Origin of the sequence: Gemmobacter sp. (genome assembly GCF_046292685.1) — a bacterium.
Taxonomy (GTDB): domain Bacteria; phylum Pseudomonadota; class Alphaproteobacteria; order Rhodobacterales; family Rhodobacteraceae; genus Wagnerdoeblera.
The window spans coordinates 1-26880 of the sequence record NZ_JBKBQM010000007.1 but is presented as its reverse complement, the minus strand read 5'-3'; the positions used below and the strand labels follow the sequence as shown (position 1 = coordinate 26880).

The following is a 26880-nucleotide window of genomic DNA, read 5'->3' as shown; positions in this document are numbered from 1 at the left end:
GCTCGCTTGCCTGTGGCACCGTTTGCGGCGCCTGTTCTGCCCGAATGGCGCTTTGCGCGCCTATTGATGTGCAAACGTTAACAGTCTGTGCGCGGATGCGCTAGGGCAAGCATGCAACAGTCTGGCGAAAGGCTGTTACGCGGAAAGCACGATCAGGTCGCGCGCCGCCGCCGACAGCACCACCGCCGACCCCACCGCCGGCGGCGGCGCATCGGGGCGGTTGAACGTGTCGGCCGACATGCGCCGCCCCGCCACATCGACCCGAAGCCGGATGACCGAGCCGAGGAAATCCACCTCGGTCACGGTGCCTTTCAACTGCAGCTCGTGCGCCGGGTCGGCGCCGAGATGCAGCGTTTCGGGGCGCAAGGCCAGGGTGACGGTGCCCGCTGGCAACGGGCGGCCCAGCCGGTGACGCGCGCTGTCGAACTCGACCTCGCCGCTGGCCGGGTCGGTCACCCGCGCCTCGATCTGGCTGAGCGTGCCGACGAAATTCGCCACGAAACGGGTGGCGGGCCGGTTGTAGACCTCGAACGGGGTGCCGACCTGTTCGGCGATGCCGCCGTTCATCACCACGATGCGGTCGGAAATCGACAGCGCCTCCTCCTGGTCGTGGGTGACGAAGATGGCGGTGATGCCCAGCTCGCGCTGGATCTCGCGGATCTCGTTGCGCAAGGACACGCGCACCTTGGCATCCAGCGCGCTGAGCGGTTCGTCCAGCAGCAGCACCCGCGGCCGCGGGGCCAGCGCGCGGGCGAGTGCCACACGCTGCTGTTGGCCGCCCGACAGCTGGAACGGGTAGCGCCCGCCCAGATCGGGCAGGCCGATCAGCTTCAGCATCTCGGACACGCGGGCATCGCGCTCGGCCCGGGGCACGCCTTTCACCCGCAGGCCGAAGGCCACGTTGTCGGCCACGGTCAGGTTGGGGAACAGCGCATAGGCCTGGAACATCATGCCGATGTTGCGGGCGTTGGGCTTCAGCCGCACCACATCCTGCCCGTCGATGGTGATGCCGCCGGCGGTGGGTGTTTCGAACCCTGCCACCATGCGCAGCACCGTGGTCTTGCCGCAGCCCGAAGGCCCCAGCAGCGAAATGAACTCGCCCTTGTCCACCTTCAGGTTGAAATCCTTGACCACCCGGTTGGCACCGAAGGATTTTTCCAGATTGGAAATCGTCAGGAACGACATCAGGCCCGCGCCCTTTCGTGTTTCGAGAAGCGGCTGACCAGCTGCATCAGCCCCATGCAGCCCCAGGTGATGGCAAAGGCAATCACGGCCAGCGCCGGGGGTTCGTAGGCGCGGTTGGCGCCGATCAGCTGCATGAAAGGCCCGAAGGCCGGGCGGTTCAGCAGGGCCGCCATGGTGAATTCGCCCATCACGATGGCCAGCGTCAGGAAGGCCCCCGACAGCACCGCCACCAGCACGTTGGGCAGGATGATCCGCGCCATGATGGTGACCCAGCCGGCGCCAAGGCTTTGCGCCGCCTCGGTCAGGGTGGCCACGTCGATGGTGCGCAGGCCCGTATCGACGCTGCGATACATGTAAGGCAGCGCCAGCGTGGCATAGCCCATCGTCAGCAGGATGTCGGTGCCCAGCGCCGAGCCCGTCAGCGGCAGGAAGCTGGAGGTGTTGTAGAGCCGGATATAGCCGAACACGATGACGATGGCCGGAATCACCAGCGGCAGCAGGGTGATGAACTCGACCACCGGGCGGGCCTGCGGCAGCTTCAGCCGCACCCAGTAGGCGGTGGGCACCACCAGCACCACGCCCACGACGATGGTCCAGACCGCCAGCATCAGCGAATAGCCGAAGGTGGCCCAGAACCGCGGGTCGGCAAAGACCACGGCATAGGCGTCGAACGAATATTCGCCGCGCCGCATCCGCAGCGAAAACTCGGCCATGCCCACCAGCGGCAGCAGGAAATACAGGCAGCCCAGCAGGAACACGCCCCAGGCGACAAGCCGCATCATTTCAGCCACCTTTCCGACCGCGTGCGCAGCACGATGTAGATGACGTTGGCGATGCCGGTGATGACGATCATGCCGAAGGCCAGCGCATAGCCAAGGTTCGGGTTGCCCAGCACGTCGCCCCGGATCTGGGCGAACAGCTTGATGGGCACGATGTTCAGTTGCGGCCCCGTCAGCGCAAAGGCCGTGGCCACCGCGCCGAAGGCATTGGCGAACAACAGCGCAAAGGTGCCCAGCAGCGACGGAAACAGGATCGGCAGCGCCACCATGCGCCAGTATTGCGCGCCCGTGGCGCCCAGCACCGCCGCCGCCTCGCGCCATTCGCGCTTGAGGCCGTCGAGCGCGGGCGTGATGATGAGGATCATCAGCGGGATCTGGAAGAACAGGTAGGTCACGACCAGGCCCCAGTAGCTGAGCAGGTTGAAGCCCAGCGCCCGCAGGTTGATGCCGAATTCGGTGCGCAGCCACACGGTGATAAGCCCCACCGGCCCCAGCGTGGCGATGAAGGCGAAGGCCAGCGGCACCCCGGCAAAGTTCGAGGCCACCCCGGAAAAGGTCAGCAAGGGCGCCCGGATGCCCTTGGGCAGGCCCCCGAACACCACCGCCGCCGCCATGCCGAAGCCCACGGCACAGCCCAGCAGCGCGGTCACGAACGACAGCTTGATCGAGGTCCAGTAGGCGTTGCGGTTCGACGCGGTGTTGAGGTCGACGAAATTCTGCAAGGTAAAGCTGCCGTCCTGCGCCTGAAAGGCGCCGAACACGATCTTCATCGTCGGCAGAATCAGGAACAGCACGGCAAAGATCACGAAAGGCAGGATGCCCAGCCATTCCAGCGGCAGACGCAGGCGCGGGCCCGTGGCCGGGCGGTCTTGCGGCATCGAGGTTCCCCTGTCGGTCGGGGCGTCCGGCGGCCCCCTGGCTAGAAAGCGCACACCCGCCCCGGACGATGCCGGGGCGGGTGGCGCAGGTCGGGTTACTGGACGTTGGCGCCCACGACGGCATCCCAGCCGCCGGTCACGGCGGCCTTGTTGGCGTTCACCTCGTCCAGCGAGGGGAAGTAGGCGTTCTTGTAGGCATCCGCCGGCGGCATCGCATCCAGCAGTTCCTGCGGCACCTTGCCGGCCGCCACCAGTTCGGTGAAGCGCGCGGTCTGGCAGCCGCCACGGATGTAGCCGAGCTGGCCTTCATCCGAGAAGATGTGCTCCATCCACAGTTTCGCGGCGTTGGGCTGCGGCGCATAGGCGCTGATCGCCTGCACGTAGACGCCCGCCAGCGCGGCCGACTTGGGGATCACCACCTCGACCGGCGGGTTGCCGTTCAGCGACTTGCCCCAGCCCAGGCCGTTGTAGTCCCAGGCGATGACGATGGGCGTGGTGCCCTGCGCCAGCGTGCCGGCCTTGCCGATGACGGGCACGAAGTTGCCCGCGTCGTTCAGCTGCTTGAAGAACTCCAGCCCCTTTTCGCCGGCTTCCTTGCCGGGGGCGCCGCCCATGGCCATGCCGGCCGCCAGCACCGCGAGAATCGCCTGGTTCGAGGCGCGCGGGTCGCCTGCCAGCGCAACCTGGCCGGCATATTCGGGCTTCAGCAGGTCGGCCCAGTCGGTCGGCGGGTTCGGCACCAGATCCTTGTTCACCGCAAAGCCCATGACGCCGTAATAGGCGCCATACCAGTGGCCTTCGGGATCCTTGATGCTGTCGGGGATCGCATCCCACACGGCGACCTTGTGCGGTTGCAGCAGCCCTTCGGCCTTGGCCGAGGGGCCGAAGGCCAGGCCCACGTCCAGCACGTCGGGCGCCTGCGGGCCCTTGTTGTCCTTGTTGGCCTTCACAGCCTCGATCTCGTCGGCCGAACCGGCGTCGGGGTTCAGTTCGTTGACCTTGAGGAAGGGATACTTGGCCTTGAAATCGGCGATGATGCCGCCGTAGCCGCACCAGTCATGCGGCAGCGCGATGGTCGAAAGCATGCCCTCCTTCTTGGCGCCTTCGATGATCTCCTCCATCGATTGCGCGTTGACGAGGGCGGTGGACCCCAGCAAGGCGACGCAGGCGACGCCTGCGGTGAAAAGTCTGGTCATGGTTCTCTCCGTTGGAACGGGCCGGTTCTCCGGCCACGGGTGAAGCCTTTTCTAATTCGCGTTCTGCAACCGATCTGTGACGGTTCCATGCCAAGGCAGACATAAATCCTTTACATTTGGCAAGCGGGGATTTTGACTGGTCAGACAAGAAAAACACTTGACCTTGCGGGGGCTGCCGTTCTGCCTATGTCAGAGGTCCGATTGTGCGATGACGCGCAGAAGATGGGCGTGCACCGCCGGGCTGCCCGCCACCACCCGGCCATCCGAGCCGAAGCCGAGCGGGTTGCCCTGCCAGTCGGTCATCACGCCGCCCGCCGCCTCGACCAGCGGCAGAACCGGCAGATAGTCGTAGGGTTCCAGCCCGTGATCGACCACGCCGTCGATCCAGCCGGCGGCAAGCTGGACATAGGTGTAGCAATCCACCGTTTCGCGCACATAGCGACCGGCATGCAGCAGCGCGTCGCCGGCGGCGCGGTCGGCCAGCAGCACCCGGCGCAGTTCGTTGACGCAGACGAAGGCGTCTGCCGGCGCCACGCCTTGCCGCACCGCGATCGGTGCGCCGTTCAGAAAGGCCCCGAACCCCGGCGCGCCCAGCGCCACCTCGCGCAGCACGGGCATCTGCACCGCGCCCATCACCGGCTTGCCGCCTTGCAGGAAGCCCAGCAGCATGCCCCACAATGGGTGGCCGGAAATGAAGCTTTTGGTGCCATCCACCGGGTCGATCACCCACAAGGGGCCTTCGCCGCCGGTGGCCCCGCCGAATTCCTCGCCATAGATGGCATGGTCGGGAAACCGCGCGGCGATCGCGGCGCGCAGCGCGGTTTCGGCCGCGCGGTCGGCGCGGGTCACCGGGCTTTCGTCGGCCTTGGCCTCGACGGCAAGGCCGCTGCGGAAATGCTGCAACGGCACGTCCCGCGCTTCGCTCAGGATGTCTTGCATGGCCCGGGCCAGGGCGGGCAGGTCTGGGGCGGGCAGGTCTGGGGCGGGCATGGCACCTCCGGCGGCTTTGCGGCGCAGGCTGCGCGAGGCGCGCGGCGGGCGCAACCCCAGATGTCAGGTCAGCCAGCGGTCGTAATCGCTGACCAGCAGATGCAGGGGGGGCTCGTCCTCCTCGATGGTGGCAAAGCGGCCGATGGGGTCGCGGAACACGTTGTCGGTCAGGTCGTCGTTCACCGTGGAAACCTCGCCGATCAGCACGTCGCCGCCTTCGCCCCAGAAGGCGTGCCAGTCGCCGGGCAAGAGCGTGACCGATTCCCCCGGTGCCAGCCGCAACCGTTCGCCGGGGGCAAAGGGCCGGGCCACCCCGTCGCAACGCACCACGCCGCCGCGGTCGGGGGCAAAGCCGCCCGAATCGTCGCTGCCGTAAAGCTCCACCACCAGGGTGGCGCCGCCGCGGTTGATGATGTCCTCGGCCTTGATGCGGTGGGTGTGCATCGGGCTCAGCTGATCCTGCCGCGAGATCAGCAGCTTTTCGGCATAGCACATGCCGCCGCCGCGCCGCAGGTCGGCCAGCAGCCCGTTGCGCAGCGTGAACAGGAACAGGCCCATGCGGTCGAAATCGCCCTGGCCGTAATCGGTGATGTCCCAGCCCATGCGCGCCTCGGCGATGCGGGTGCCGGGGGCGCGGGCGCGGAACTCTTGCGGCGTCCAGCCGGCAAAGGGCGGCAGCACGAAGCCGTGCCGGGCGATCAGCTCGGCAGCGTCCTGCATGATGGCGTTGATGCGCGAACGTTTCATCGGGTTACCTCGGGCGGTGGACATGGGCGCTTTGCACCAGGCCGAAGCCGATCATCAGCACGATCATCGCGGTGCCGCCATAGCTGACCAGCGGCAAGGGCGAGCCCACCACCGGCACCAGCCCCATCACCATTGCCATGTTGACGGCGAAGTAGAGAAAGAACGTGGCCGCCACGCCCATCGAGACCAGGCTGGCGAAGCGGTCCTTGGTCTGGATCGCGGTGGCGATGCAGAACACCAGCACCAGCGCATAGAGCATCAGCAGGGAAAACCCGCCGACAAAGCCGAATTCCTCGGTCAGCGTGTTGAAGATGAAGTCGGTGTGCTTTTCGGGCAGAAAGTTCAGCCGGCTTTGCGTGCCCTGCATGAAACCCTTGCCGGCCCAGCCGCCCGACCCCAGCGCAATCTTGGCCTGGCTGATGTGGTAGCCCGCCCCCAGCGGATCCGACCCGGGGTCGAGGAAGGTGTCGATGCGCCGATACTGATAGTCGCGCAGCACCTGCCATTCCGTGCCGCGCGTCAGAAAGACCGAGGCGACGGCCCCAGCCGCCATGGCGATCACCGATGCGAAATAGGCCCAGTGCACCCCCGCCACCAGCATCACCGCCGCCCCCGAGCCCATCAGCATCACCGAGGTGCCCAGGTCCGGCTGGCGCAGCACCAGAAAGGTGGGAAACAGGATCATCGCCACCGGCACCAATACCCAGAGCGGGCGCGAGGTCTTTTTCGGGTCGAGCCAGTCGTAATAGGCCGCCAGCATCATCACCAGCGCCACCTTCATCAGTTCCGAAGGTTGCAACCTGAGCGGCCCCAGTTCCAGCCAGCGTTGCGCCCCCATGCCGACCGCGCCGACCAGCTCCACCGCCACCAGCAGCAGCAGCGAAACGCCGTAAGCCACCCCGGCCATGTTGCGCCAGAACCAGATCGGCACCAGCCCCATGCCCAGCATCAGCGCCAGCCCCAGGCCGAAGCGTTCCATCTGCGGTTCGGCCCAGCGGTCCATCCGGCCGTCGGCCACCGAATAAAGCATCAGGAACCCGACCGAGGCGATGGCGGTCAGCACCACCGCCAGCGCCCAGTTCATGTGCAGCAGCTTGCGGAACCCCGCCGGCACCCGCTTGACCGAATATTCCAGATAGGACATGGCGCCCTTCCCCTTCGCTCAGGCCCGCGTGCGCCCGGTGCCGGCCAGCAGGCCGGGGTCGCGCAAGGGCATGGTGCGGTGCTGGGTTTCGATCCGGTTGCGTTGGGCGGCCGGGTAGGCGGCCAGAGGCGGGATGCCGCCGTGCAGCGCGAACAGCAGGATGTCGCGCGCGATGGGCGCGGCCACGCCCGAGCCGCCGCCGCCATGTTCCACCACCACCGAAACCGCATAGCGCGGCGCCTCGAACGGCGCATAGGCCACATACAGCGCATGGTCGCGCCGGTTCCACGGCAACTGGTCGTTGCGCAGCACGCCGCGCGCCCGTTCGGCCGCGCTGATGTTGCGCACCTGGCTGGTGCCGGTCTTGCCCGCGATCAGCGTGGCGGGGTCGGTCGAGCGCGAGGAATAGGCCGTGCCCGACTGGCTGTTGGTCACCGCCCACATGCCGCGCTGCACGGCGCGCAGGTTTTCGCCCTTCAGGCCCAGCGGCTCGGCCGGCGCCACCGGCACCTCGGCGCCGTCCACCGCCTTGACCAGCCGCGGCACCACGGCACGGCCCGTCGCCAGCCGCGCCGACATGACGGCAAGCTGCAAGGGCGAGCTGAGCACATAGCCTTGCCCGATCGAGGCGTTGATCGTGTCGCCGATCCGCCATTCCTGGCCGCGCCGGTCGCGTTTCCACTGGCGGTTGGGGTTCAGCCCTTCGGCTATCGCCGACATCGGCAGATCGTGGCGCACGCCCAGGCCCAGCCGTTCGGCCATGGCGGCAATCGCGTCGATCCCGACGCGCTGCGAGATGTCGTAATAATACACGTCGCAGCTTTCGGCCAGGCTGGCCTGCAGGTTCATCGCGCCGTGGCCGTTGCGTTTCCAGCAGTGGAACCGCCGGCCGCCGGTGTCGTAATGGCCCGGGCAGCGCACGCGGGTTTCCGGCGTGATGACCCCGGCCTCCAGCGCGGCCAGCGCCGTGACCATCTTGAAGGTGGAACCGGGCGGATAGGCGCCCTGCACCGACTTGTTGGACAAGGGGCGGTGGTCGTTGTCCATCAGCGCGCGGAAATCGGCGTTGGAAATGCCGCGCACGAACAGGTTGGGGTCGAAGGACGGCGCCGACACCAGCGCCACGATATCGCCGTTCTGCACGTCCATCACCACGGCGCTGGCGCTTTCCTCGCCCATGCGGACGCGGGCATAGTTCTGCAAGGCGGCATCCAGCGTCAGCACCACATCGGCACCTTCGTCGCCTTCGCGGCGGTCCAGTTCGCGCATCACGCGGCCGGCGGCGTTCACCTCGATCCGGCGCGAGCCGGCGGCCCCGCGCAGCGTATCCTCCAGCCGCCGTTCCACCCCGATCTTGCCGATCTGGAACTTGGGGATCTGCAGCACCGGATCGGGGCTTTCCAGTTGCGCCAGATCGTTTTCCGACACCGGGCCGACATAGCCGACCGCATGGGCGAAATCGAGGTCCAGCGGATAGACGCGGCTGAGCCCCACCTCGGGCTGCACGCCGGGCAAGGCGGGGGCGTTCACCGAAATCCAGCTCAGCTGGTCCCAGGTCAGGCGCTCGGCCACGATATGCGGCACGAAGGCGCTGCGGCGGCGCACCTCGCGCAGGGTCTTTTCGATGTCTTCCTCGGTCAGCGGAATGCCTTTGGACAGCCGGCGCAGCACGGCCTCGACGTCGCCGGCATCCTCGCGCGTGATGGTCACGCGGTAATTCTGTTCGTTGCCGGCGATCAGCACCCCGTTGCGGTCGAAGATCTGCCCGCGCGCCGGCGGGATCAGCCGGATCGCCACGCGGTTTTCCTCGGCCAGCAGGCGGAACTGGTCGGCCTGTTCCACCTGCATGTAGCGCAGCCGCGCCGCCAGCACCGCAACCACCGCCGCCTGGCAGCCGCCCAGCAGCAGCGCGCGCCGGGTGACCTTGCGCGCGGCTTCGTCGGTATCGCGGGTCGAACGTCTCACAGCGGCCTCCCCAGGGCATCGACCTCGCCGGTGGCGGGCTTGCGCAGGCCGAAGGCCAGGCGCAGCGCACCGACCACCAGCGGATAGGCCAGCACGGAAAACACGAACTGGATCAGCGTCAACCCCAGCCCCGGTTGCGGCAGCATGGTCACGGCCATGCCCAGCCGGAACGCCAGCATCATCGCCAGCATCACCACCGCCACCATCACCCATTCCGAAACCAGCGTCAGCTCGCGCGAGAAGGCGGCACGGCTGCGCAGGAATTCGGTGCCCAGCAGCATCAGCGCGGCCCACAGGCCCGGCGGGCGCATCAGCAGCATGTCCTCGACCAGCACCGCGCCGGCGATCAGCAAGGCGGGCAGGTGGTCGGGGCGCCGCAGCACCCAGGCGCAGCACAGGCACATCGTCAGGTCCGGGCCGGGCAGGCTGCCCGCCTCGGCCGGCAAGGGCAGAAGCCGCAGGAACAGCATCGCCGTCACCGCCAGCACGAACAGCCCGCGGGCCAGCCAGGTGCCGTTGTGAACCCCGTCAACCATCGGCCGGCGCCTCGGCTGCGGCGGTTTGCGGGGGCAGGGTGCCCTCGGGCGGGGCGATCAGGGCGCCGGGTTCCTCGATGCGCTCGGCCTCGTGGCTGCGCAGCACGCGCAGGAACTCCAGCCGCAGGTAATCCGCCGCCGGGGCCACGCGCAGCCGCCGGTCCGACCCCTGCACGACCTGCCCGACCAGCAGCCCGGCCGGAAACACGCCGCCATCGCCCGAGGTCACCACCCGGTCGCCCGGGCGCACCAGATCGGACTTTTCCAGGAAGTCGAGCGGCGGCAAGGGCGAGTTGTCGCCAGCCAGGATGGCGCGCTGCCCCGAGGGCTGCACCAGCACCGGCACCCGGCTGGAGGCATCGGTCAGCAGCACTACCCGGCTGACGGTGCGCCCGACGCCCGAGATGCGCCCCACCACGCCCAGACCATCCATCGTGGCCCAGCCGTCGCGGATGCCGTCGCGGTCGCCCACGTTCAGCAGCACCGACTGGCGGAACGGGCTGCCGGAATCGGCCATGACCACGCCGGTCACATGGGTCAGCTTGGGGTCCAGCCGCACCTGGTTGAGGTCCAGCAGCTTGGCGTTCTTCTGTTCCAGCTGCAACGCGGCCTCGCGCCAGGCACGCATCTGCTGCAATTCGCGGCGCAGTTCCTGATTCTGTTCCAGGATGCGGGCATAGGACTGGAACCCTTCGACCACGCCGACGGCCCAGGTCACCGGGGCCATCGCCCAATCCATCGAAGGCACCACCCGGTCGATCAGCGCCATGCGGAACCGTTCCACCCGCGGGCTGTCGATGCGCCACAAGAGGAACAGCGCCAGCAGCACCAGCACCAGCCCGCCGACAAGGATGCGGCGAACCGGACGGGCATAGTCTTGTGGGTCACGGTCCTTGGCCAAGGCCGCCTCTCGCTTGGGTCAGGCTGCGCCGCAGGGGGTGTCAGCTGTCGTAGTCTATCACATGCCGAAGCTGCTTTTCGTATTCCAGCGCCTTGCCGGTGCCGAGCGCCACACAATTCAGTGACTCGTCGGCGACCGAGATGCTCAGCCCCGTCTGTTCGCGCAAGGCCAGATCCAGCTCGCCCAGCAGCGCGCCGCCGCCCGTCAGCATCACGCCGCGGTCGACGATGTCGGCCGCCAGATCCGGCGGCGTCGCCTCCAGCGCCTGCATCACCGCATCGCAGATCTGCTGCACGGGTTCGGCCAGGGCCTCGGCGATCTGGGCCTGGTTGATCTCGGTTTCCTTCGGCACGCCGTTCAGCAGGTCGCGGCCGCGGATGGTCATCGACTGGCCGCGCCCGTCGTCGGGCATGCGGGCGGTGCCGATGGTGCACTTGATGCGTTCGGCCGTGGCATCGCCCACCAGCAGGTTCTGGTGCCGTCGCAGATAGCTGACGATCGCCTCGTCCATGCGGTCGCCGCCCACGCGGACCGACCGGGCATAGACGATGTCGCCAAGGCTCAGCACTGCAACCTCGGTCGTGCCGCCGCCGATGTCCACCACCATGCTGCCGGTGGGGTCGGTGATGGGCATGCCCGCCCCGATGGCCGCGGCGATGGGCTCGGCGATCAGCCCCGCGCGGCGCGCACCGGCCGACAGCACCGACTGGCGGATCGCCCGCTTTTCCACCGGGGTGGCGCCATGCGGTACGCAGACGATGATCTTGGGTTTGCTGAACGTCGTGCGCTTGTGAACCTTGCGGATGAAATGCTTGATCATTTCTTCCGCCGTGTCGAAGTCGGCGATCACCCCGTCGCGCATCGGGCGGATCGCCTCGATGCTGCCGGGGGTGCGGCCCAGCATCAGCTTGGCATCCTCGCCCACCGCCAGCACCTGCTTCTTGCCGTCCTTCACGTGATAGGCCACCACCGAGGGTTCGTTGAGCACTATGCCCTTGCCCCGAACGTAAACCAGCGTGTTCGCCGTGCCGAGGTCGATGGCCATGTCCGACGAGAAGAGGCCCGAAAAAACCGACATCCTGGGGTGATCCTGTGCATTCAAGCGTGTTGGCCCGCGACTCGGGACAGCCGGGCGGGCCGCTTCTTTTAGCCGGGCGACAGGTGCAGCGAAAGGGGCGCGGGCGCCACCCGGCGCAATTCCGCGTGTGGCGCTCAGCCGCGTGTGGCGCTCAGCGCGGCAGGAACTTGCCGGCCTCGGGCGGCCAGGGGCGCTGCGCCTCGGCTTCGGTCCAGGCGCGCACCCAGTCGGGCAAGGCCGGGCCGGGCCCCGAATGCCCCAGGGCGCGCGCAACCTCGGCCGGCGGCACGATGCCGGCGCGCGAGGTCACCGCCGACCGGATCAGCGCCTGGCTGGTGCACTCGCCGTGCAACCACATGCTCTGGTCCAGATACAGGAACCGCGCATCCCAGCCCAGGAGGCGCGATACCATCGTCACGCGGTCGAACATCCGCACCCGCCGGCGATAGCGCACCGAAGACCCGGCCACGGTCATGCCCCAGCCGTTCGCGCCCAGCGCCCGGGTCAGCCCGCTGCGCACCGCCAGCGGGGTGCGGCCCAGGTCGTAAAGCGTCAGGGTGCGGCCGTTGTTCAGCTCGCGCCAGGGGTCCAGATCCCAGGGCCAGCAGACATGGCGGCTGACATGCGGGTCGAACGGGCCAAGCCGCGGCTGCCGCGTGGCAGCGAACAGGCCAATCGCAAGGCGGGCGAAGGGATACATGCGGCCTCCTGTCGGACGTGGCCGCGGGGTGCCCTTGCGCCGGGCGACGGTCAAGGGGGAACGCAGCGGAACATCCGGCCCTTGTTGCGTGAAACCGACGCACTGGCGGCAAAACCGGCCGGAAACGGGCCGGTTTCGCTTGACAGGGCGCGGCCCATTCCACAGGTAAGAGCCGCGCGGCCTGCCCCCCGGAGGCCGCGCTGGCATATCTGACGACCCGGTTTCAAAGGAACGCGCATGTCCCTTGCCCTGATCGCCGCCCTTCCCTTTCTCGGCGCGCTGCTGCCCGGCCTGATGATCCGTGCCGGCCGCAGCGCCTGCGCCATTGCCACCGGGTCGGCCACCGCACTGGCGTTGCTGGGGTTGCTGTTGCACGCCCCGGCCGTGATGCGCGGCGAGGTGATCCAGGCCCGGTTCGACTGGCTGCCGGGGCTGGGGCTGAACGCCAACTTCCTTCTCGACGGGCTGGGTTTCCTGTTGGCCGGGCTGATCCTGGGCATCGGGTTGCTCATCATCCTCTATGCGCGGTTCTACCTTTCGAAATCCGACCCGATGGGGCAGTTCTACACCTATCTCATGCTGTTCCAGGGCGCGATGGTGGGGATTGTCCTTTCCGACAACATCCTGCTTCTGCTGATCTTCTGGGAACTGACCTCGCTGTCGTCCTTCCTGCTGATCGGCTACTGGAAGCACCTGCCCGAAGGGCGGCAGGGCGCGCGCATGGCGCTGGCCGTCACCGCCACGGGCGGCCTGGCGATGATCGCGGGGATGCTGATCCTGGGCAACATCGCGGGCAGCTACGACCTGTCGGTGATCCTGACGCAGGGCGAGGCGATCCGGGCGTCGGAATGGTATCTGCCGGCGCTGATCCTGATTTTGCTGGGGGCGTTCACCAAATCGGCGCAGTTCCCCTTCCACTTCTGGTTGCCGCACGCGATGGCGGCGCCCACGCCGGTTTCGGCCTATCTGCATTCGGCCACGATGGTGAAGGCCGGCCTGTTCCTGATGGCGCGGCTCTGGCCCGTGCTGGCCGGGACCGAGGCGTGGTTCTACATCGTGGCGACCACCGGCCTTGTCACGATGGTGATGGCCGCCAAGATCGCCCTGTTCAAAGACGACCTCAAGGCGCTGCTGGCGTTTTCCACCGTGTCGCACCTCGGGCTCATCACCATGCTGCTGGGCTTCGGCACGCCCGAGGCGGCGGCGGTGGCGGTGTTTCACATCATCAACCACGCCACGTTCAAGGCGGCGCTGTTCATGTCGGCCGGCATCGTCGACCACGAGGCGCATACCCGCGACATCAAGCGCCTGGGCGGGTTGCGCACCCTGATGCCGGTGACCTTCGTCATCGTCACCGTCGCGGCGCTGTCGATGGCGGGTATCCCGCCGCTCAACGGCTTCCTGTCCAAGGAAATGATGCTGGAGGAAACCACCCACACCGTCTGGGCGGGCATCCCCTGGCTGTTCCCGGTGCTGGCCACCATCGGGGCCATGTTCTCGGTCGCCTATTCGTTCCGGCTGATCGCGCACGTGTTCCTCGGCCCGGTGCGCGACGATTACCCGCACAAGCCGCACGACCCCGGCTTCGGCATGTGGGCGGCGCCGGCGCTGCTGGCGGTTCTGGTGGTGCTGATCGGCGTCATGCCCATGACGATGGCGGGCGATCTGGTGCGCGTGGTCGCCGGTGCGGTGACGGGCGAGGCGGTGGCGGTCAAGATCACCCACTGGCACGGCTTTGTCCCCGCGCTGTGGATGTCGGTTGCGGCGGTGGGCGCGGGCCTGATGCTGCTGGGCGGCCACCGGCGGCTGGATGCGCTCTGGCTGGCCACGCCGCGGCCCGAGGCCAAGGTCATCTTCGAGGCGCTGGTCGACGGCATCGCGGCACTCGCGCGCGGGGTCACCAACCGCCTGCACGATGGCGCCACCAGCCGGTATTTCCTGATCTTCACGCTGGGCGTGCTGGGCGCCGGCTGGCTGGCCTGGAGCGCGGGCGGCCACGCGCCCGGCCTGCGCAACCCGCTGCCGGTGCCGGGGGTGGCGCTGGTGGGCTGGCTGATGCTGGTGGTCTGCACGCTGCTGCTGGCCGTGCTGCATCGCCAGCGCCTGCTGTCGCTGGTGCTGATCGGGGTGGTGGGGCTGATCGTCTCGGTCGGGTTCGTCTACCTCTCGGCCCCCGACCTGGCCTTGACGCAGATTTCGGTCGAGGTGGTGACCATCGTGCTGATGCTGCTGGCGCTGAACTTCCTGCCCAAGACCACCCCGCGCGAATCCTCGGCCCTGCGCCGGCTGCGCGACATCGGGGTGGCCGCGGTGGCCGGGGTGGGGGCCGGCGCGCTGGCGCTGGCGATGATGCTGCGCGACTTCGGCTTTCCGACGATTTCCGACTATCACCTTGCCAATTCCAAGACCGGCGGCGGCGGCACCAACGTGGTCAACGTGATCCTGGTGGACTTCCGCGGCTACGATACCTTTGGCGAAATCATCGTGCTGGGCATCGCGGGCCTGCTGATCTTTGCCTTGGCCGAGGCGCTGCTGCGCGGCCCGGCGAACCAGCGCCTGCTGGCCTGGGTGCCCGAGGAGAAGAAGTCGGGCGACCGGCACCCGCTGATGATGGTGGTGGCGGGGCGCGTGGCGCTGCCGATCACGATCATGGTGGGGGTCTACATCTTCCTGCGCGGGCACAACGAACCGGGCGGCGGCTTCATCGCCGGGCTGGTGGTGGCCATCGCGCTGGTGACGCAGTTCATGGCCTCGGGCTTTGCCTGGACGCAAGCCCGCCAGCGCATCGACTACCACGCCTGGATCGGCGCCGGCGTGGTGATTGCCGCGGCCACCGGCATCGGGTCGTGGCTGGCGACGCGGCCGTTCCTCACGTCGAACTTCGGGTATTTCCGCATCCCGCCTTTCGACAAGTTCGAGCTTGCCACCGCGATGGCCTTCGACCTTGGCGTGTTCCTGACGGTGGTGGGCGCGGTGATGCTGACCCTCGCCAGCCTCAGCCGCATCGCCATTCGCGCGGGTGAAACGGTGAACACCACCGCGATGGATACCGACCCTTCGCAACCCGCCCCGGCCAAGGAGGTCTGACATGGAGTTTCTCGTCGCCTCGGCCATCGGCCTGATGACGGCCGCCGGCATCTACCTGGTGCTGCGCCTGCGCGCCTTTCCGGTGATCCTCGGGCTTTCGATGCTGACCTATGCGGTCAACGTCTTCATCTTCGTCTCGGGGCGCCTGACGGTGGATGCCCCGCCGATCCTTGCGCATGACAGCCCCGGCTACACCGACCCGCTGCCGCAGGCGCTGGTGCTGACCGCGATCGTGATTTCCTTCGGGATGACGGCGGTGGCGGTGATGATGGCGCTGGGCGCCTACCTGGAGGCCGGCAACGACAAGATCGAGATGACCGACCTGGAGGACGGCAAGTGAACCACTGGATCATCCTTCCGGTCGTGCTGCCTGCGGTGATGGCGCCGCTGATCGTGCTGGGGATGCGGCACGACCTGACCTTGCAGCGCGTATTCTCGGTGGCGGCCACGGTGGCGCTGGCCGCGGTGGCGGCGGTGCTGCTGGTGCAGGCGTCGTCGGGCGGTCCGCAGGCGTATTTCCTGGGCAACTGGCCGGCGCCCTTCGGCATCGTGCTGGTGCTCGACCGGCTGTCGGCGCTGATGGTGGCGCTGACCGCGGCGCTGGCGCTGTTCGTGGTGCTTTACGTGATCGGCACCGGCTGGGATGCGCGCGGGCGCCACTTTCACGCGCTGTTCCAGTTCCAGCTGATGGGCATCTGCGGCGCCTTCCTGACCGGCGATGCCTTCAACCTGTTCGTGTTCTTCGAAATCCTGCTGATCGCCAGCTATGGCCTGATGATCCACGGAGGCGGGCGCGACCGGCTGCGCGGCGGGGTGCAATACATTGCCTACAACCTGCTGGGGTCCACCCTGTTCCTGTTCGCGCTGGCCAGCATCTATGGCGTCACCGGCACGCTGAACATGGCCGATCTGGCGGTCAAGGTGGCCGACCTGCCCGAAGGCAACGATGCGCTGCTGCGGGTGGCGGGGGTGCTGCTGCTGATCGTGTTTGCGGTCAAGGGGGCGCTGGTGCCGTTCCAGTTCTGGTTGCCGGGCACCTATGCGCTGGCCCCCGCCCCGGTGGCCGCGCTGTTCGCGGTGATGACCAAGGTGGGCGCCTATGCCATCCTGCGGTTCTACACGCTGGTCTTCGGGCCCGATGTGGAAACCACCGGCACCTTCTATGCCGACCTGCTGATGCCTGCGGCAATCGTCACCACGATCCTCGGCTTTGTCGGGGTCATGGGGGCAAGATCGCTGGCGCGCATGGCGGGGTTTGCCGCCATCGGGTCGATGGGCACGCTGTTTCTGGCCATCGGGGCCTTTACCCCTGCCAGCACGGTGGCGGCGCTGAACTACATGCTGCATTCCACCATTGCCGCCGCGCTGCTGTTCCTGGTGGTTGATCTGGTGCAGGACCGGCGCGGCACCACCGCCATCGCCGCCTTGCCGCCGATGGCGCAGCACGGGCTGATTTCCGCGCTGTTCTTCGCCGCCGCGATCGCGATGGCGGGGATGCCGCCCTTGTCCGGGTTCCTCGGCAAGCTGCTGATCCTCGATGCCTTGCGCGACCGGGCCGACATGGCCTGGCTCTGGGCGACCATCCTTGCCGGGTCGCTGCTGGGCATCGTCGGCATGGCGCGGGCCGGCAGCACCGTGTTCTGGAAGGCCCATGCCAGCCCGGGCGAGCCCGAACCCCACCCCCCCGAGGCGCTGGGCTTTGTCGCGGCCTTCGGCCTGCTGGCGCTGATCGTGACGATGACCGTGCTGGCCGGCCCGCTGACCGCCTGGCTCCAAGGTGCAGCGGCCCAGATCTACGACACCGGCGGCTATGTCGATGCCGTCCTCGGCCTGCGGTAAGGAGGCCCCGATGCTGCGCAAGCTGTTCCCGCACCCCTGGCTCACCCTGACGCTCACCGCCGTCTGGCTGGCGCTGATGAACGACCTCAGCCCCGGGCACGCGGTGTTCGGGCTGATCCTCGGCACGATCATCCCGGTGATGACGGCGGCCTACTGGCCCGACCGCCCGCGCCTGCGGTCGCCGCGCATGGTGGCGGAATACATCCTGATCGTGCTGTGGGATATCGTGAAGTCCAACTTCATCGTCGCCCGCATCGTGCTGTTCATGCCGCTGTCGCGCCTGCAACCCGCCTGGATCACCGTGCCGCTCGACCTGCGCTCGCCCGAGGCGATCACCGTGCTGGCCGGCACCATCACCATGACGCCCGGCACGGTGTCCAGCGACCTGTCGGCCTGCGGCCGGGCGATTCTGGTGCATTGCCTGCACGCCCCCGACCCCGCCGGCGTTGTGACCGGCATCAAGACCCGCTACGAGGCCCGGCTGAAGGAGATTTTCGAATGATCGAGATGGCGCTGATCTTTGCCTTCGCCTGCTTCGGCCTCGGCCTGCTGATGAACCTGTATCGCGTCGCGGTGGCGCCCGGCGTGCCCGACCGGGTGCTGGCGCTGGACACGATGGTCATCAACGTGATCGCGCTGATGATCCTGTATGGCATGTGGCAAGGCACCGGCATCTATTTCGAGGCCGCGCTGCTGTTTGCCATGACCGGCTTCATCTCGACCGTTGCCTATGCGCGCTACATGCTGCGCGGCGACATCATCGAATGACGGAGGGCGCGATGATCTGGGAAATCCTCGTCTCGGTGCTGCTGGTGATGGCGGGCATCTTCGGCTTTGTCGGGTCGTTCGGCCTGCTGCGCCTGCCCGACACCATGACCCGCCTGCACGCCCCCACCAAGGCCACCACCCTGGGCGTGGGCGGCGTGCTGATCGCCAGCATGGTCTACATGTATGTGTTCATGGACTATTTCAGCTTCCACGAACTGATGATCACGCTGTTCCTGTTCCTGACCGCGCCGATCACCGCCAACCTGATCGCCAAGGCCCACCTGCACCGGGCCGAGCGGCCGGAAAACCTGCCGCCCAGCGGCACGGGGCGCGGCTGGGCCACCTTCGACGAAACCGCCGACCCCAGCCGCCGCACCGAACGCTGAGCGCACCGGCCCGAGCCCGGGCCGGCCGCCGGCCGCGCCGCGCCGGCCTTACTGCGGGATCAGCATTTCCTCGCCTACGCCGTCCTGCCCGGCGATGGTCCAGGTGCCGCGCATGCTGCCGTCGTCCATGATCTCGTAGATCAGCAGCCCGATGTCCTCGTTCAGCACATAGGCGGCAGCAAAGGCATTGTCGTAGCGCATGCAGACCCCGGTCGATTCGGTGTCGCCGGTGATCCAGGTGATTTCGCAGGTCACCTCCGAAATCGCCACGATCTCGGCCGCGCCTTCGTAGGTGCTGCCGTCGGGGTTGGTGCCTTGCACCGCATAGCGGCCTTCGACGGCATGGGTTGCCCCGGCGGCAGCAAGAAACAGGCTGGCGGCAAGGGCCGCGATCTGGCGCATGGGATCGTCCTTTTCCGGCTGCGAAGCGTCTGGCGGCGCAGCGTTCCGCCCGGGCACGATCCGATGCCGCCCCGGGCGCTGGCAAGGAAAATCCGCGCCGCCTCAGCCCGGCAGCTGGGTCTTGCGCAGATAGGGCAGCACGATCTCCAGGTCGGGGAACCGCGCCTTCGCCTCGTCCGTCGGCACCGACAAGGCCACGATCACCTTTTCGCCCGGCCGCCAGTCGGCCGGGGTGGCGAAGGGCACGCCATCGGTGGCCTGAATTGCATCCAGCGCCCGCAGGATTTCGTCGAAGTTGCGCCCCACCGACATCGGATAGATCAGCATCAGGCGGATGCGCTTGTCCGGCCCGATGATGAAGGTGGACCGCACCGTGGCGGTATGGGCGGGCGCGCGCCCGTCGGGCAGCACCGCCTCGGCGGGCATCATGTCATAGGCCTTGGCGATCGCCAGATCCACATCGGCAAAAATCGGAAAGCCCACCGGCGCCCCGGAATAGGCCTCGATGTCGGCCTTCCATTTCAGGTGCTCCTCCAGCGGGTCCACCGATACGCCGGCCACCTTGCAGCCCCGGCGCGCGAATTCTGCCGCCAGCCGCGACACCGCGCCGAATTCGGTGGTGCAGACCGGGGTGAAATCCTTGGGGTGGCTGAACAGGATGGCATAGCTGTCGCCGATCCAGTCGTGGAACGAGATCGTGCCCTCGGTCGACTCGGCCGTGAAGTCGGGGGCGATATCGTTGATGCGCAGGCTCATGGTGATTCTCCGGTGCGACTTGGTCCGCTGCCGAAATAGCCCCTCCGCCGGCCTTCTGCACCCCTCGCCGGTGTCGCAGGGGCCGAAAGGGAATCCCTCCGCCGGGGCGCGGCCGGCGTTGCACAATCTCCCGGACAATGCCAGTTTCCCGGCACGGCCGACATGGGGAGACAGGCGATGATCGAAAAACGCGACTTCTACATCAACGGCGCCTGGGTGCCGCCGCTGGTGGCCAACGATTGCCCGGTGATCGACCCCTCGACCGAGGAGGTCTGCGCCGTCATCAGCCTCGGCTCTGCCGCCGATGCCGATGCCGCGGTGGCCGCCGCCAAGGCCGCCTTCCCCGCCTGGGCTTCCACCCCCCCGGCCGAACGTCTGGCGCTGGTGGAACGGTTCCTCGCCATCTACGAATCGCGGCTGGATGACATGGCCCGCGCCATCAGCCTGGAAATGGGCGCCCCCATCGACATGGCCCGCGCCTCGCAGGCCACCTCCGGCAACTGGCACATCCGCAACTTCATCACCGCCTTCAAGTCGATGGAGTTCATCCGCCCCCTCGGCCCCCACGCGCCGAACGACCGTATCGCGCTGGAACCCATCGGGGTCGTGGGCCTCATCACGCCGTGGAACTGGCCGATGAACCAGGTGTCGCTGAAGGTCACGCCCGCCTTGCTGGCCGGCTGCACGATGGTGCTGAAGCCGTCCGAGGAATCGCCGCTTTCGTCGCTCCTCTGGGCCGAGATGATGCACGAGGCGGGTTTCCCCCCCGGCGTGTTCAACCTTGTGAACGGCGACGGCGCCGGCGTGGGCGCCCGCCTGTCGCGCCACCCGGATGTGGAGATGATCTCCTTCACCGGCTCGACCCGCGCGGGCAAGGCCATCAGCCTTGCCGCCGCCGAAACGCTCAAGCGGGTGACGCTGGAACTGGGTGGCAAGGGCGCCAACCTGATCTTTGCCGATGCCGACGACAAGGCGGTGGAACGCGGCGTGCGGCACATGTTCAACAACTCGGGCCAGTCCTGCAACGCGCCCAGCCGCATGCTGGTGGAACGCCCCGTCTATGATCGCGCCGTGGAAATCGCCCGCAGCGTCGCCGAAAGCACCCGGGTCGGCCCCGCGTCCGAGCCCGGCAAGCACATCGGCCCGGTGGTGAACAAGCGCCAGTGGGACCAGATCCAGGGCTACATCGCCAAGGGAATCGAGGAAGGCGCCCGCCTTGTCGCCGGTGGCCTTGGCCTGCCCGACGGCATGAACAAGGGCTTCTACGTGCGTCCCACCGTCTTTGCCGATGTCAAACCCGGCATGACGATCGAGCGCGAGGAAATCTTCGGCCCCGTCCTTGCCATGATCCCCTTCGACACCGAGGCCGAGGCCGTGGCGATCGCCAACGACACCCCCTACGGCCTGACGAACTATGTCCAGTCGCAGGATGGCGCCCGCCGCAACCGGCTGGCGCGGCAACTGCGCTCGGGCATGGTGGAAATGAACGGCCAGAGCCGCGGCGCCGGCTCGCCTTTCGGCGGGGTCAAGATGTCGGGCCGTGCGCGCGAAGGCGGCCACTGGGGCATCGAGGAGTTTCTCGAGGTCAAGGCCATCTCCGGCTGGGACAGCACCCGGGATTGACCCCGGCCGCAGCATCGCTTGCAGGATAGGCCCAGGGGGGCGGGGCAAGCCCCCCGGCCGTGCTAGCCCACCGGCGCCCACAGCACGTCGTCGATGCGCGGGGCGCCGGTGGCCAGCATCACCAGCCGGTCGAACCCCAGCGCGATGCCGCTGGCCGGGGGCATCTGCGCCAGTGCTGCCAGGAAATCCTCGTCCAGCGGGTAACGCTCGCCATAGACGCGGGCCTTTTCGTCCATCTCGGCCTCGAAGCGGCGGCGCTGTTCGGCCGGGTCGGTCAGTTCGCCAAAGCCGTTGGCCAGCTCGACCCCGCAGGCATAAAGCTCGAACCGCTCGGCCACCCGCGCATCGTCGGGGCAGCGGCGGGCCAGCGCGGCCTCGTGCGCGGGGTAGCGGTCCAGCACGGTGGCGCGGCCGTGGCCCAGATGCGGCTCCACCCGGCGGACCAGCACCGCCGACAGCAGGTCCGACCAGGTGTCGCCGGCATCCACCCGCAGCCCCGCCGCGGCCACCTGTGCTGCCAGCGCGTCGCGGTCGGGGGTGCCGTCGGGCGCCAGCGTGGCCAAAAGGTCGATCCCGGCATGGCGCGCGAAGGCCTCGGCCACCGACAGCCGCTCGGGCGCGGCAAAGGGGTCGCAGGTGGCCTCGCCATGCCGCAGCAACGCGGCCCCGGCCGCCTCGGCCGCCAGCCGCAACAGCGCGGCGCAATCCTGCATCAGCACGCTGTAATCCTCGCCGCTGCGATACCATTCCAGCATGGTGAACTCGGGGCTGTGACGCGGCCCGCGTTCGCGGTTGCGCCAGACATGGGCAAAGGCATGGATGCGCGTCTCGCCGGCGGCCAGCAGCTTTTTCATGGCGAATTCGGGGCTGGTGTGCAGGAACATCCGCCGCGCCGTGCCATCGTTGCCGATGGCGTCGCAGGCAAAGGCGTGCAGGTGCGCCTCGTTGCCCGGGCTGACCTGCAAGGCCGCCGGATCGACCTCGGTAAAGCCTTCGGCGGCGAACCAGCCCCGCAGCGCGGCCTGGATGCGGTTGCGGGCCATCAGCAGCGGGCGGCGGTCGGCGTGGCGGCGGGCGTTCCACCAGGGGGTATCGGGCATGTCATCGCCTTAAGGCTGGAAATCCGGCGCGAGATGCGCTAGGCGCAGCACCAATCGCGCGCGAGATACGCCGCCGACCCGGAAATCACAAGGAACCGCACCCGTGAAAGTCATCGCCTCGTCCCTGCGCAAGGGCAATGTCGTCGAGATGGACGGCAAGCTGTATGTCGTGCTGAGCGCCGCCAACTTCCACCCCGGCAAGGGCACGCCGACCACCAGCGTGGACATGCGCCGCATTTCCGACGGCGTGAAGGTGAGCGAGCGCTGGAAGACCACCGACCAGGTCGAAAAGGCCACCGTGGACGAGCGCGAATACGACTATCTTTACGAGGACGGCGAGGGCTTTCACTTCATGGAGCCCGAGACCTACGAACAGCTGGCGGTCAGCGCCGACGTGGTGGGCGACAACAAGGTCTACCTGCAGGAAGGCATGCGCTGCTGGCTGAAAACCTTCGAGGGCGTCTGCATCGCGCTGGAAGTGCCGCAGAAGATCACCGTGGAAATCGCCGAGACCGAGCCGGTGGTGAAGGGGCAGACCGCCTCGTCCAGCTACAAGCCCGCGATGACCGACAGCGGCCTGCGCGTGATGGTGCCGCCGCATATCGGGCCGGGCACCCGGATCGTCATCAACACCGACGACAACAGCTATGTGGAGCGCGCGCGCGACTGACCCCGCGCCCGCCATCGCACGGCCGAAGGGGGCGCCCGCAAGGCGCCCCTTTTGCTTGCGTCCCTTCGAGGGACAGGGCGCCACCCCAGCAAGATCAAGGGGTTGGCAGCGCGTTTTCACGAAATCTTAACACATGCGGCCTCGGCGCCCCGGGCCCTGGCCGTGAAACCTGAGCAGGGTGTTCACCCTTGCACGGGGTGGCAGGCCGCCCGGTCGGGCGTGCGGTCTTGCGCGGTTGAACCCCTCGATCCCGCGCGGCAGGTCGCTGGGGCGGGCTGCGGGGGCGGGAGGGGCGCGGCCGCAGGCCGATGCGCGCGGGAGGGTCTGGGCGAACCGTTCGGTCTTTCCGCTGGTCTTTGGCGTGGAAGGCCGGGGGAAGATGCGGCGGATGGCCAGAAGCCACGCCGCCGCCGATGCGCCCCGCGAGTCTGGCGCCCTGCGCAGGGAGACCGAGAACGAACCCGGGGCAGAGGCGCATGTCCGGGCCAACCCGTGCCGCGCGATCAGCCCCCCCCTTGACCGCGAACGTCATGCCGAACGCCACAAGGTCGAAGACTTCCTCCCGCGGATCGGGCACTTCCGCCGCATCGCGCCAGGCTGCGGGAAAACCCGCACCAGCCGTCATCCGCGTCGCAGCCCCGGATCGGCTGAGGGGAAGGCAGGCAGGGCCTAGCCTTGCGGGGTCATCGCCTTGCGCTGGCTGGCGCGTTCCAGCCCCAGCTTGCGTTCGCGCCAGATGATGAGGATGCCCGCCAGCACCACAAGCGCGGCCCCGGCCAGCATGGTCAGGGTCGGCACCTCGTCGAACACGACATAGCCGATGCCGAGCGCGAACAGGATCGAGGCGTATTCGAAGGGCGCCACGACCGAGGCATCGGCCTCGCGGTAGCTGGCGGTCAGCAGAATCTGCCCGACCCCGCCCAGAAGCCCCGCCAGCACCAGAAGTGCGGCCTCGGTGGGCGAAGGCACGACCCAGCCGAAGGGCAGCGTCACCAGCGACAGCGCGGCGGCGTTGAAGGAAAACCAGAACACGATGGTGGCGGTGCGTTCGGTCTGCACCAGCTTGCGCACGAACACCTGCGCCAGCGCCGAAAACACCGCCCCCCCCAGCACCAGCATGGCGCCCAGCGTTTGCGCGTGGGTGGCCGAGGCCCCCACCGTCAGCCGCGGCGACACCACGATGAGCACCCCGACCATGCCGAGCCCCACCATGCCGAAGCGATAGATGCCGACCCGTTCCGACAGGAACATCGCGGCGAAGATCACGGTCAGCAGCGGCGCGGCATAGCCCAGCGCCGTCACCTCGGGCAAGGGCAGGTAGCCGAGGCCGGCAAAGCCCATGCCCATGGCCATCACCCCCATCAGCCCGCGAAAGAAATGGCCGGCGTAGTTGGAGGTGCCGACGCCCTGGTGCAGTTCGTGCCGCAGGAACAGCCAGCCGGCGATGACCGGAATCGCAAAGAACGACCGGAAGAACACCGCCTGGCCGGGCGGCACGTGGTGGGACGTGGCCTTGATGAGCGAGGCCATGGCGATGAACACCACCACCGAGGCCAGCTTCAAGCCGATTCCGCGCAAGGGTTGCATGGGGGCCTTTCGCCGTTGCCTGCGGGTATGGGTGGCATCTGGCGCCGGCAGCTGCAAGGGGGGGCGCCCCTTTCGCCGGGGCGCGCGGCGCGCTAGGCTGGCGCGGACCTGCAGGAGACCGCCCGATGAAGCTTGCCGCCGCCGCCTATCCGCTGGACTGGTTCGATGCCTGGGGGGATTACGAGGCCAAGCTTTCGGCCTGGGTGGCGCAAGGGGCGGCCACCGGGGCAGAGCTGCTGGTGTTTCCCGAATATGCCGCGCTGGAACTGGCGAGTCTCGGCGGGCGCGCGGCGGCGGCCGACACCCAAGGCGTGCTGGAGGAAACCGCCCGCCACCGCGACGCGGCCGATGCGCTGCATCTGCGGCTGGCAGCGCAGCATGGGGTGCATATCCTGGGCGGGTCGGGGCCGGTGTTTGCCGGCGCCCGGCCGGTGAACCGCGCCACGCTGTTTGGCCCGGGCGGGATTCTCGGCCATCAGGACAAGCAGATCATGACCCGGTTCGAGCGGCAGGATTGGGACGTGGTGCCGGGCAATGAATTGCAGGTGTTCGACACGCCCTTTGCGCGGCTGGGGGTGGTGATCTGTTACGACAGCGAGTTTCCCCTGTTGTCGCGGGCGCTGGTCGAGGCGGGGGCCGAGGTGCTGCTGGCGCCCAGTTGCACCGAGACGCTGGCGGGCTTTACCCGGGTGCGGGTGGGCAGCATGGCGCGGGCGCTGGAAAACCAGTGCCCGGTGGTGCATGCGCCGCTGGTCGGTGCCGCGCCCTGGTGCGCCGGGGTCGAGATGAACCGCGGCCGCGCCAGCATCTATGGCCCGCCCGATGCCGGCTGGCCGGAAACCGGCATCCTGGCCGAAGGGGGCCTCGACGCCCCCGGCTGGGTCATGGCCGAGGTCGCGCGCGACCGCATCGCCCGCACCCGTGCGGACGGGGTGGTTCTGACCCATGCCCATTGGCCCGAACAGGCGGCGCGGCTGGCGCGCGGGGTGGCCTGCGTGCCGGGCTGAGCGCGCCGGTCAGCCGGCGAAGTCGGTGCCGGGCAGGGTGACCACGGTGTTGCCGATGCCGCCCTGTTCCACCCGTTCGTGCGCCTGGGCGATGCGGTCGAGCTTGAAGCGCGCGCCGAGACCGACCCCGACAAGCGCCGCGGTCCGGGAGCCCGAGTCGGTGGCGGACCAGGGCGGCATCGGCATTCGCAACACCTGGATCTGCATGTCGCTGGACCCGGTGGGCGACACGCGCGACATCGGGCTGAACGCGTCGGACACGGTGCGGGCGATCAACCCGCTGCATATCTCGGGCGGAACCGACAGCTGGATCACCGAACTGCTGTGGCACCGTCCGATGCGCGTGGGCCCCGATGGCTTGCCGCAGCTGTGGGCAGCCTCGGCCGATGCGTGGATCGACCCGACCACCATCAAGGTCACGCTGCGCGAAGGCATGAAGTGGCACGACGGCCAGCCGGTGACGGCCGAGGACGTGAAGTCCGGCTTCGAGGCGGCCGGTTCGGGCGAGGCGCCGATGTAGGGGCCCTTCGTGCGCAACGTCACCGGCATCGAGATCAGCGGCAACGACATCACCTTCAAGCTGGCCAACCCTTCGGCGGCGTTCCTGACCGCGAGTCTTGCCAGGATCAACCTGATCCCCAAGCACGTCTGGGAGCCGGGGATCGAGGAACGGAAGACCAAGGAAACCAATGCGGAATCCTATCAGGAGCCGACGCCGGTCGGGTCGGGGCCGTTCAAGTTCGTGTCCTGGACGGCGAACGAGGAGGTGGTGCTGGCCGCTGCCGTCGCCGACCCGAACCTGAAGGTGGTGTCCACCGTCGACATCGGGTTCCGCCATGTCGCGTTCAACCATCGTCGCCCGCCGTTCGATGACCCCGCGTTCCGCAACGCGCTGTCGGCCGTGGTGGACCGCCGGCTGATCGCGGGGGCTGCGTTCCGCGGCTTTGCGGTGCCGTCGAACTCGGTCGTCTCGCCTGCGCTGGCCTTCTGGTACAACGAGGAGACCGACAAGCTGGACACCGGCATCGACAAGGCCAGGGCCATGCTGGAGGCCGCCGGCTGCAAGGTGGTGGACGGCAAGCTGAACGATCCGGCCGGCGTCACCGAAACGCTGAAGTGACGCGAAGGGGCGGGACAGGACGATGCAGGCTTGAACCGCGATCGGGACGCATGTGGTTCGGATGCTGTTCGTGCTCGGGGCCGTGGTGACGATCCTGTTCTTCCTGTTCCGCCTGATGCCGGGCGGCCCGCTGGCGATCCATGCGCAGGGGCTGACCTTGCGGCGGATGCGGTCGAACATGCTGGACGTGATGAAGGAAGATTTCGTCATCATGGCGCGCATCAAGGGGGTGCCGAGCTTTTCGGTGGTGATCCGCCTTGCGGCGCGCAACGCCCTGTTGCCGGTGATGACCAGCTTTGCGATTGCCGTGGGTTACGGCGTTGTTGCACAACTCTGACCGTGCGGGATTCACATCGTGAATCCATGCGGTTAGACAGACCGGATGAGCAAGCCGATACCCGCCCGCTACCGCACGACGAACTGGTCCAGCTATACT

27 protein-coding genes and 1 pseudogene are annotated in these 26880 nt (G+C 68.2%); 11 read left to right on the top strand and 17 right to left on the bottom strand.

Features of this window, described 5'->3' with window-relative positions:
- Nucleotides 1–135: 135 nt before the first annotated feature.
- The 12 genes from ACK4S2_RS03245 to ACK4S2_RS03190 form a co-directional block, all read right to left on the bottom strand.
- A complete protein-coding gene (locus ACK4S2_RS03245) occupies nt 136–1185 on the bottom strand; it encodes an ABC transporter ATP-binding protein (RefSeq protein ID WP_409620268.1) in 1050 nt (349 codons plus the stop codon).
- Nucleotides 1185–1967, bottom strand: a complete 783-nt coding sequence (locus ACK4S2_RS03240; protein WP_409620267.1) for an ABC transporter permease — start codon at nt 1965–1967, stop codon at nt 1185–1187. The genes ACK4S2_RS03245 and ACK4S2_RS03240 overlap by 1 nt, the downstream gene beginning before the upstream one ends.
- The gene (locus ACK4S2_RS03235) at nt 1964–2842 is read right to left on the bottom strand and encodes an ABC transporter permease (protein WP_409620265.1); all 879 of its coding nucleotides are present in this window, start codon (nt 2840–2842) and stop codon (nt 1964–1966) included. Before ACK4S2_RS03235 ends, ACK4S2_RS03240 begins: the two co-directional genes overlap by 4 nt.
- Before the next feature lie 95 nt (nt 2843–2937).
- Nucleotides 2938–4038 carry an ABC transporter substrate-binding protein gene (locus ACK4S2_RS03230; protein WP_409620263.1) on the bottom strand — a complete coding sequence of 367 codons (1101 nt, stop codon included), beginning with the start codon at nt 4036–4038 and terminating at the stop codon, nt 2938–2940.
- A gap of 189 nt (nt 4039–4227) precedes the next feature.
- The gene (locus ACK4S2_RS03225; protein ID WP_409620261.1) at nt 4228–5028 is read right to left on the bottom strand and encodes an inositol monophosphatase family protein; all 801 of its coding nucleotides are present in this window, start codon (nt 5026–5028) and stop codon (nt 4228–4230) included.
- 63 nt (nt 5029–5091) lie between these two features.
- Nucleotides 5092–5775: a D-lyxose/D-mannose family sugar isomerase gene (locus tag ACK4S2_RS03220; protein WP_409620259.1), complete on the bottom strand. Its 684-nt coding sequence runs from the start codon at nt 5773–5775 to the stop codon at nt 5092–5094.
- A gap of 4 nt (nt 5776–5779) precedes the next feature.
- Entirely contained in the window at nt 5780–6919 is a 1140-nt protein-coding gene (rodA, locus tag ACK4S2_RS03215) for a rod shape-determining protein RodA (protein ID WP_409620257.1), read from the bottom strand.
- Nucleotides 6920–6937: 18 nt separating this feature from the next.
- Nucleotides 6938–8884 (bottom strand): penicillin-binding protein 2, encoded by a 1947-nt coding sequence (mrdA, locus tag ACK4S2_RS03210; protein WP_409620255.1) that lies wholly within the window; start codon nt 8882–8884, stop codon nt 6938–6940.
- A complete protein-coding gene (locus tag ACK4S2_RS03205) occupies nt 8881–9420 on the bottom strand; it encodes a rod shape-determining protein MreD (protein WP_409620253.1) in 540 nt (179 codons plus the stop codon). Before ACK4S2_RS03205 ends, mrdA begins: the two co-directional genes overlap by 4 nt.
- Nucleotides 9413–10321: a rod shape-determining protein MreC gene (gene mreC, locus ACK4S2_RS03200; protein ID WP_409620251.1), complete on the bottom strand. Its 909-nt coding sequence runs from the start codon at nt 10319–10321 to the stop codon at nt 9413–9415. The genes ACK4S2_RS03205 and mreC overlap by 8 nt, the downstream gene beginning before the upstream one ends.
- 40 nt (nt 10322–10361) lie before the next feature.
- Nucleotides 10362–11399, bottom strand: coding sequence for a rod shape-determining protein (locus ACK4S2_RS03195; RefSeq protein WP_409620250.1), 1038 nt, complete (start codon nt 11397–11399; stop codon nt 10362–10364).
- A 151-nt stretch (nt 11400–11550) separates the two neighbouring features.
- The gene (locus tag ACK4S2_RS03190) at nt 11551–12099 is read right to left on the bottom strand and encodes an acyl-CoA thioesterase (RefSeq protein WP_409620248.1); all 549 of its coding nucleotides are present in this window, start codon (nt 12097–12099) and stop codon (nt 11551–11553) included.
- A 237-nt stretch (nt 12100–12336) separates the two neighbouring features.
- Here ACK4S2_RS03190 and ACK4S2_RS03185 point away from each other — a divergent pair, with 237 nt between their 5' ends.
- The 6 genes from ACK4S2_RS03185 to ACK4S2_RS03160 are packed head-to-tail and all read left to right on the top strand — an operon-like array spanning nt 12337 to nt 18179.
- Nucleotides 12337–15186 (top strand): monovalent cation/H+ antiporter subunit A, encoded by a 2850-nt coding sequence (locus ACK4S2_RS03185; RefSeq protein WP_409620246.1) that lies wholly within the window; start codon nt 12337–12339, stop codon nt 15184–15186.
- A 1-nt stretch (nt 15187) separates the two neighbouring features.
- On the top strand, nt 15188–15526 hold the full coding sequence (locus ACK4S2_RS03180; RefSeq protein ID WP_409620245.1) for a Na+/H+ antiporter subunit C: 339 nt from the start codon (nt 15188–15190) through the stop codon (nt 15524–15526).
- On the top strand, nt 15523–17025 hold the full coding sequence (locus tag ACK4S2_RS03175) for a monovalent cation/H+ antiporter subunit D (RefSeq protein ID WP_409620243.1): 1503 nt from the start codon (nt 15523–15525) through the stop codon (nt 17023–17025). Before ACK4S2_RS03180 ends, ACK4S2_RS03175 begins: the two co-directional genes overlap by 4 nt.
- Nucleotides 17026–17035: 10 nt before the next feature.
- Nucleotides 17036–17527 (top strand): Na+/H+ antiporter subunit E, encoded by a 492-nt coding sequence (locus ACK4S2_RS03170; RefSeq protein ID WP_409620241.1) that lies wholly within the window; start codon nt 17036–17038, stop codon nt 17525–17527.
- Entirely contained in the window at nt 17524–17793 is a 270-nt protein-coding gene (locus ACK4S2_RS03165) for a K+/H+ antiporter subunit F (protein ID WP_409620239.1), read from the top strand. Before ACK4S2_RS03170 ends, ACK4S2_RS03165 begins: the two co-directional genes overlap by 4 nt.
- 11 nt (nt 17794–17804) lie before the next feature.
- Nucleotides 17805–18179: a Na+/H+ antiporter subunit G gene (locus ACK4S2_RS03160; protein ID WP_409620237.1), complete on the top strand. Its 375-nt coding sequence runs from the start codon at nt 17805–17807 to the stop codon at nt 18177–18179.
- A 48-nt stretch (nt 18180–18227) separates the two neighbouring features.
- Here the strand turns inward: ACK4S2_RS03160 and ACK4S2_RS03155 are convergent, their stop codons facing one another.
- Entirely contained in the window at nt 18228–18581 is a 354-nt protein-coding gene (locus ACK4S2_RS03155) for a hypothetical protein (RefSeq protein ID WP_409620235.1), read from the bottom strand.
- Nucleotides 18582–18683: 102 nt separating this feature from the next.
- Nucleotides 18684–19337, bottom strand: coding sequence for a peroxiredoxin (locus ACK4S2_RS03150; protein ID WP_409620233.1), 654 nt, complete (start codon nt 19335–19337; stop codon nt 18684–18686).
- A gap of 177 nt (nt 19338–19514) precedes the next feature.
- Between ACK4S2_RS03150 and ACK4S2_RS03145 the strand changes: the two genes are divergently transcribed.
- Entirely contained in the window at nt 19515–20960 is a 1446-nt protein-coding gene (locus ACK4S2_RS03145; protein ID WP_409620231.1) for an aldehyde dehydrogenase family protein, read from the top strand.
- Nucleotides 20961–21022: 62 nt separating this feature from the next.
- Here ACK4S2_RS03145 and epmA read toward each other — a convergent pair whose 3' ends face one another.
- Nucleotides 21023–22060 (bottom strand): EF-P lysine aminoacylase EpmA, encoded by a 1038-nt coding sequence (gene epmA, locus ACK4S2_RS03140; protein WP_409620229.1) that lies wholly within the window; start codon nt 22058–22060, stop codon nt 21023–21025.
- Nucleotides 22061–22163: 103 nt separating this feature from the next.
- On the opposite strand from epmA, the gene efp reads away from it, so the two are divergent.
- A complete protein-coding gene (gene efp / locus ACK4S2_RS03135) occupies nt 22164–22730 on the top strand; it encodes an elongation factor P (RefSeq protein ID WP_409620227.1) in 567 nt (188 codons plus the stop codon).
- A 669-nt stretch (nt 22731–23399) separates the two neighbouring features.
- On the opposite strand, the gene ACK4S2_RS03130 is transcribed toward efp, so the two are convergent.
- The gene (locus ACK4S2_RS03130) at nt 23400–24317 is read right to left on the bottom strand and encodes a DMT family transporter (protein ID WP_409620225.1); all 918 of its coding nucleotides are present in this window, start codon (nt 24315–24317) and stop codon (nt 23400–23402) included.
- Between the two features lie 125 nt (nt 24318–24442).
- On the opposite strand from ACK4S2_RS03130, the gene ACK4S2_RS03125 reads away from it, so the two are divergent.
- Nucleotides 24443–25324, top strand: coding sequence for a carbon-nitrogen hydrolase family protein (locus ACK4S2_RS03125; RefSeq protein ID WP_409620223.1), 882 nt, complete (start codon nt 24443–24445; stop codon nt 25322–25324).
- A 9-nt stretch (nt 25325–25333) separates the two neighbouring features.
- On the opposite strand, the gene ACK4S2_RS03120 is transcribed toward ACK4S2_RS03125, so the two are convergent.
- A complete protein-coding gene (locus ACK4S2_RS03120; protein ID WP_409620221.1) occupies nt 25334–25531 on the bottom strand; it encodes a hypothetical protein in 198 nt (65 codons plus the stop codon).
- On the opposite strand from ACK4S2_RS03120, the pseudogene ACK4S2_RS03115 reads away from it, so the two are divergent.
- Nucleotides 25530–26444, top strand: a pseudogene (locus tag ACK4S2_RS03115) (ABC transporter substrate-binding protein). The gene ACK4S2_RS03120 and the pseudogene ACK4S2_RS03115 sit on opposite strands and share 2 nt — an antisense overlap.
- Nucleotides 26445–26505: 61 nt before the next feature.
- Nucleotides 26506–26781 (top strand): ABC transporter permease subunit, encoded by a 276-nt coding sequence (locus ACK4S2_RS03110; protein WP_409620219.1) that lies wholly within the window; start codon nt 26506–26508, stop codon nt 26779–26781.
- Nucleotides 26782–26880: the final 99 nt, after the last annotated feature.

Bases quoted from the DNA above. Each gene is read 5' to 3' on its own strand.
- ACK4S2_RS03245 (WP_409620268.1), bottom strand. From the start codon at position 1,185: ATGTCGTTCCTGACGATTTCCAATCTGGAAAAATCCTTCGGTGCCAAC.
- ACK4S2_RS03240 (WP_409620267.1), bottom strand. From the start codon at position 1,967: ATGATGCGGCTTGTCGCCTGGGGCGTGTTCCTGCTGGGCTGCCTGTAT.
- ACK4S2_RS03235 (WP_409620265.1), bottom strand. From the start codon at position 2,842: ATGCCGCAAGACCGCCCGGCCACGGGCCCGCGCCTGCGTCTGCCGCTG.
- ACK4S2_RS03230 (WP_409620263.1), bottom strand. From the start codon at position 4,038: ATGACCAGACTTTTCACCGCAGGCGTCGCCTGCGTCGCCTTGCTGGGG.
- ACK4S2_RS03225 (WP_409620261.1), bottom strand. From the start codon at position 5,028: ATGCCCGCCCCAGACCTGCCCGCCCCAGACCTGCCCGCCCTGGCCCGG.
- ACK4S2_RS03220 (WP_409620259.1), bottom strand. From the start codon at position 5,775: ATGAAACGTTCGCGCATCAACGCCATCATGCAGGACGCTGCCGAGCTG.
- rodA (WP_409620257.1), bottom strand. From the start codon at position 6,919: ATGTCCTATCTGGAATATTCGGTCAAGCGGGTGCCGGCGGGGTTCCGC.
- ACK4S2_RS03205 (WP_409620253.1), bottom strand. From the start codon at position 9,420: ATGGTTGACGGGGTTCACAACGGCACCTGGCTGGCCCGCGGGCTGTTC.
- ACK4S2_RS03195 (WP_409620250.1), bottom strand. From the start codon at position 11,399: ATGTCGGTTTTTTCGGGCCTCTTCTCGTCGGACATGGCCATCGACCTC.
- ACK4S2_RS03190 (WP_409620248.1), bottom strand. From the start codon at position 12,099: ATGTATCCCTTCGCCCGCCTTGCGATTGGCCTGTTCGCTGCCACGCGG.
- ACK4S2_RS03185 (WP_409620246.1), top strand. From the start codon at position 12,337: ATGTCCCTTGCCCTGATCGCCGCCCTTCCCTTTCTCGGCGCGCTGCTG.
- ACK4S2_RS03180 (WP_409620245.1), top strand. From the start codon at position 15,188: ATGGAGTTTCTCGTCGCCTCGGCCATCGGCCTGATGACGGCCGCCGGC.
- ACK4S2_RS03170 (WP_409620241.1), top strand. From the start codon at position 17,036: ATGCTGCGCAAGCTGTTCCCGCACCCCTGGCTCACCCTGACGCTCACC.
- ACK4S2_RS03165 (WP_409620239.1), top strand. From the start codon at position 17,524: ATGATCGAGATGGCGCTGATCTTTGCCTTCGCCTGCTTCGGCCTCGGC.
- ACK4S2_RS03160 (WP_409620237.1), top strand. From the start codon at position 17,805: ATGATCTGGGAAATCCTCGTCTCGGTGCTGCTGGTGATGGCGGGCATC.
- ACK4S2_RS03155 (WP_409620235.1), bottom strand. From the start codon at position 18,581: ATGCGCCAGATCGCGGCCCTTGCCGCCAGCCTGTTTCTTGCTGCCGCC.
- ACK4S2_RS03150 (WP_409620233.1), bottom strand. From the start codon at position 19,337: ATGAGCCTGCGCATCAACGATATCGCCCCCGACTTCACGGCCGAGTCG.
- ACK4S2_RS03145 (WP_409620231.1), top strand. From the start codon at position 19,515: ATGATCGAAAAACGCGACTTCTACATCAACGGCGCCTGGGTGCCGCCG.
- epmA (WP_409620229.1), bottom strand. From the start codon at position 22,060: ATGCCCGATACCCCCTGGTGGAACGCCCGCCGCCACGCCGACCGCCGC.
- ACK4S2_RS03130 (WP_409620225.1), bottom strand. From the start codon at position 24,317: ATGCAACCCTTGCGCGGAATCGGCTTGAAGCTGGCCTCGGTGGTGGTG.
- ACK4S2_RS03125 (WP_409620223.1), top strand. From the start codon at position 24,443: ATGAAGCTTGCCGCCGCCGCCTATCCGCTGGACTGGTTCGATGCCTGG.
- ACK4S2_RS03120 (WP_409620221.1), bottom strand. From the start codon at position 25,531: ATGCAGATCCAGGTGTTGCGAATGCCGATGCCGCCCTGGTCCGCCACC.
- ACK4S2_RS03110 (WP_409620219.1), top strand. From the start codon at position 26,506: ATGCTGTTCGTGCTCGGGGCCGTGGTGACGATCCTGTTCTTCCTGTTC.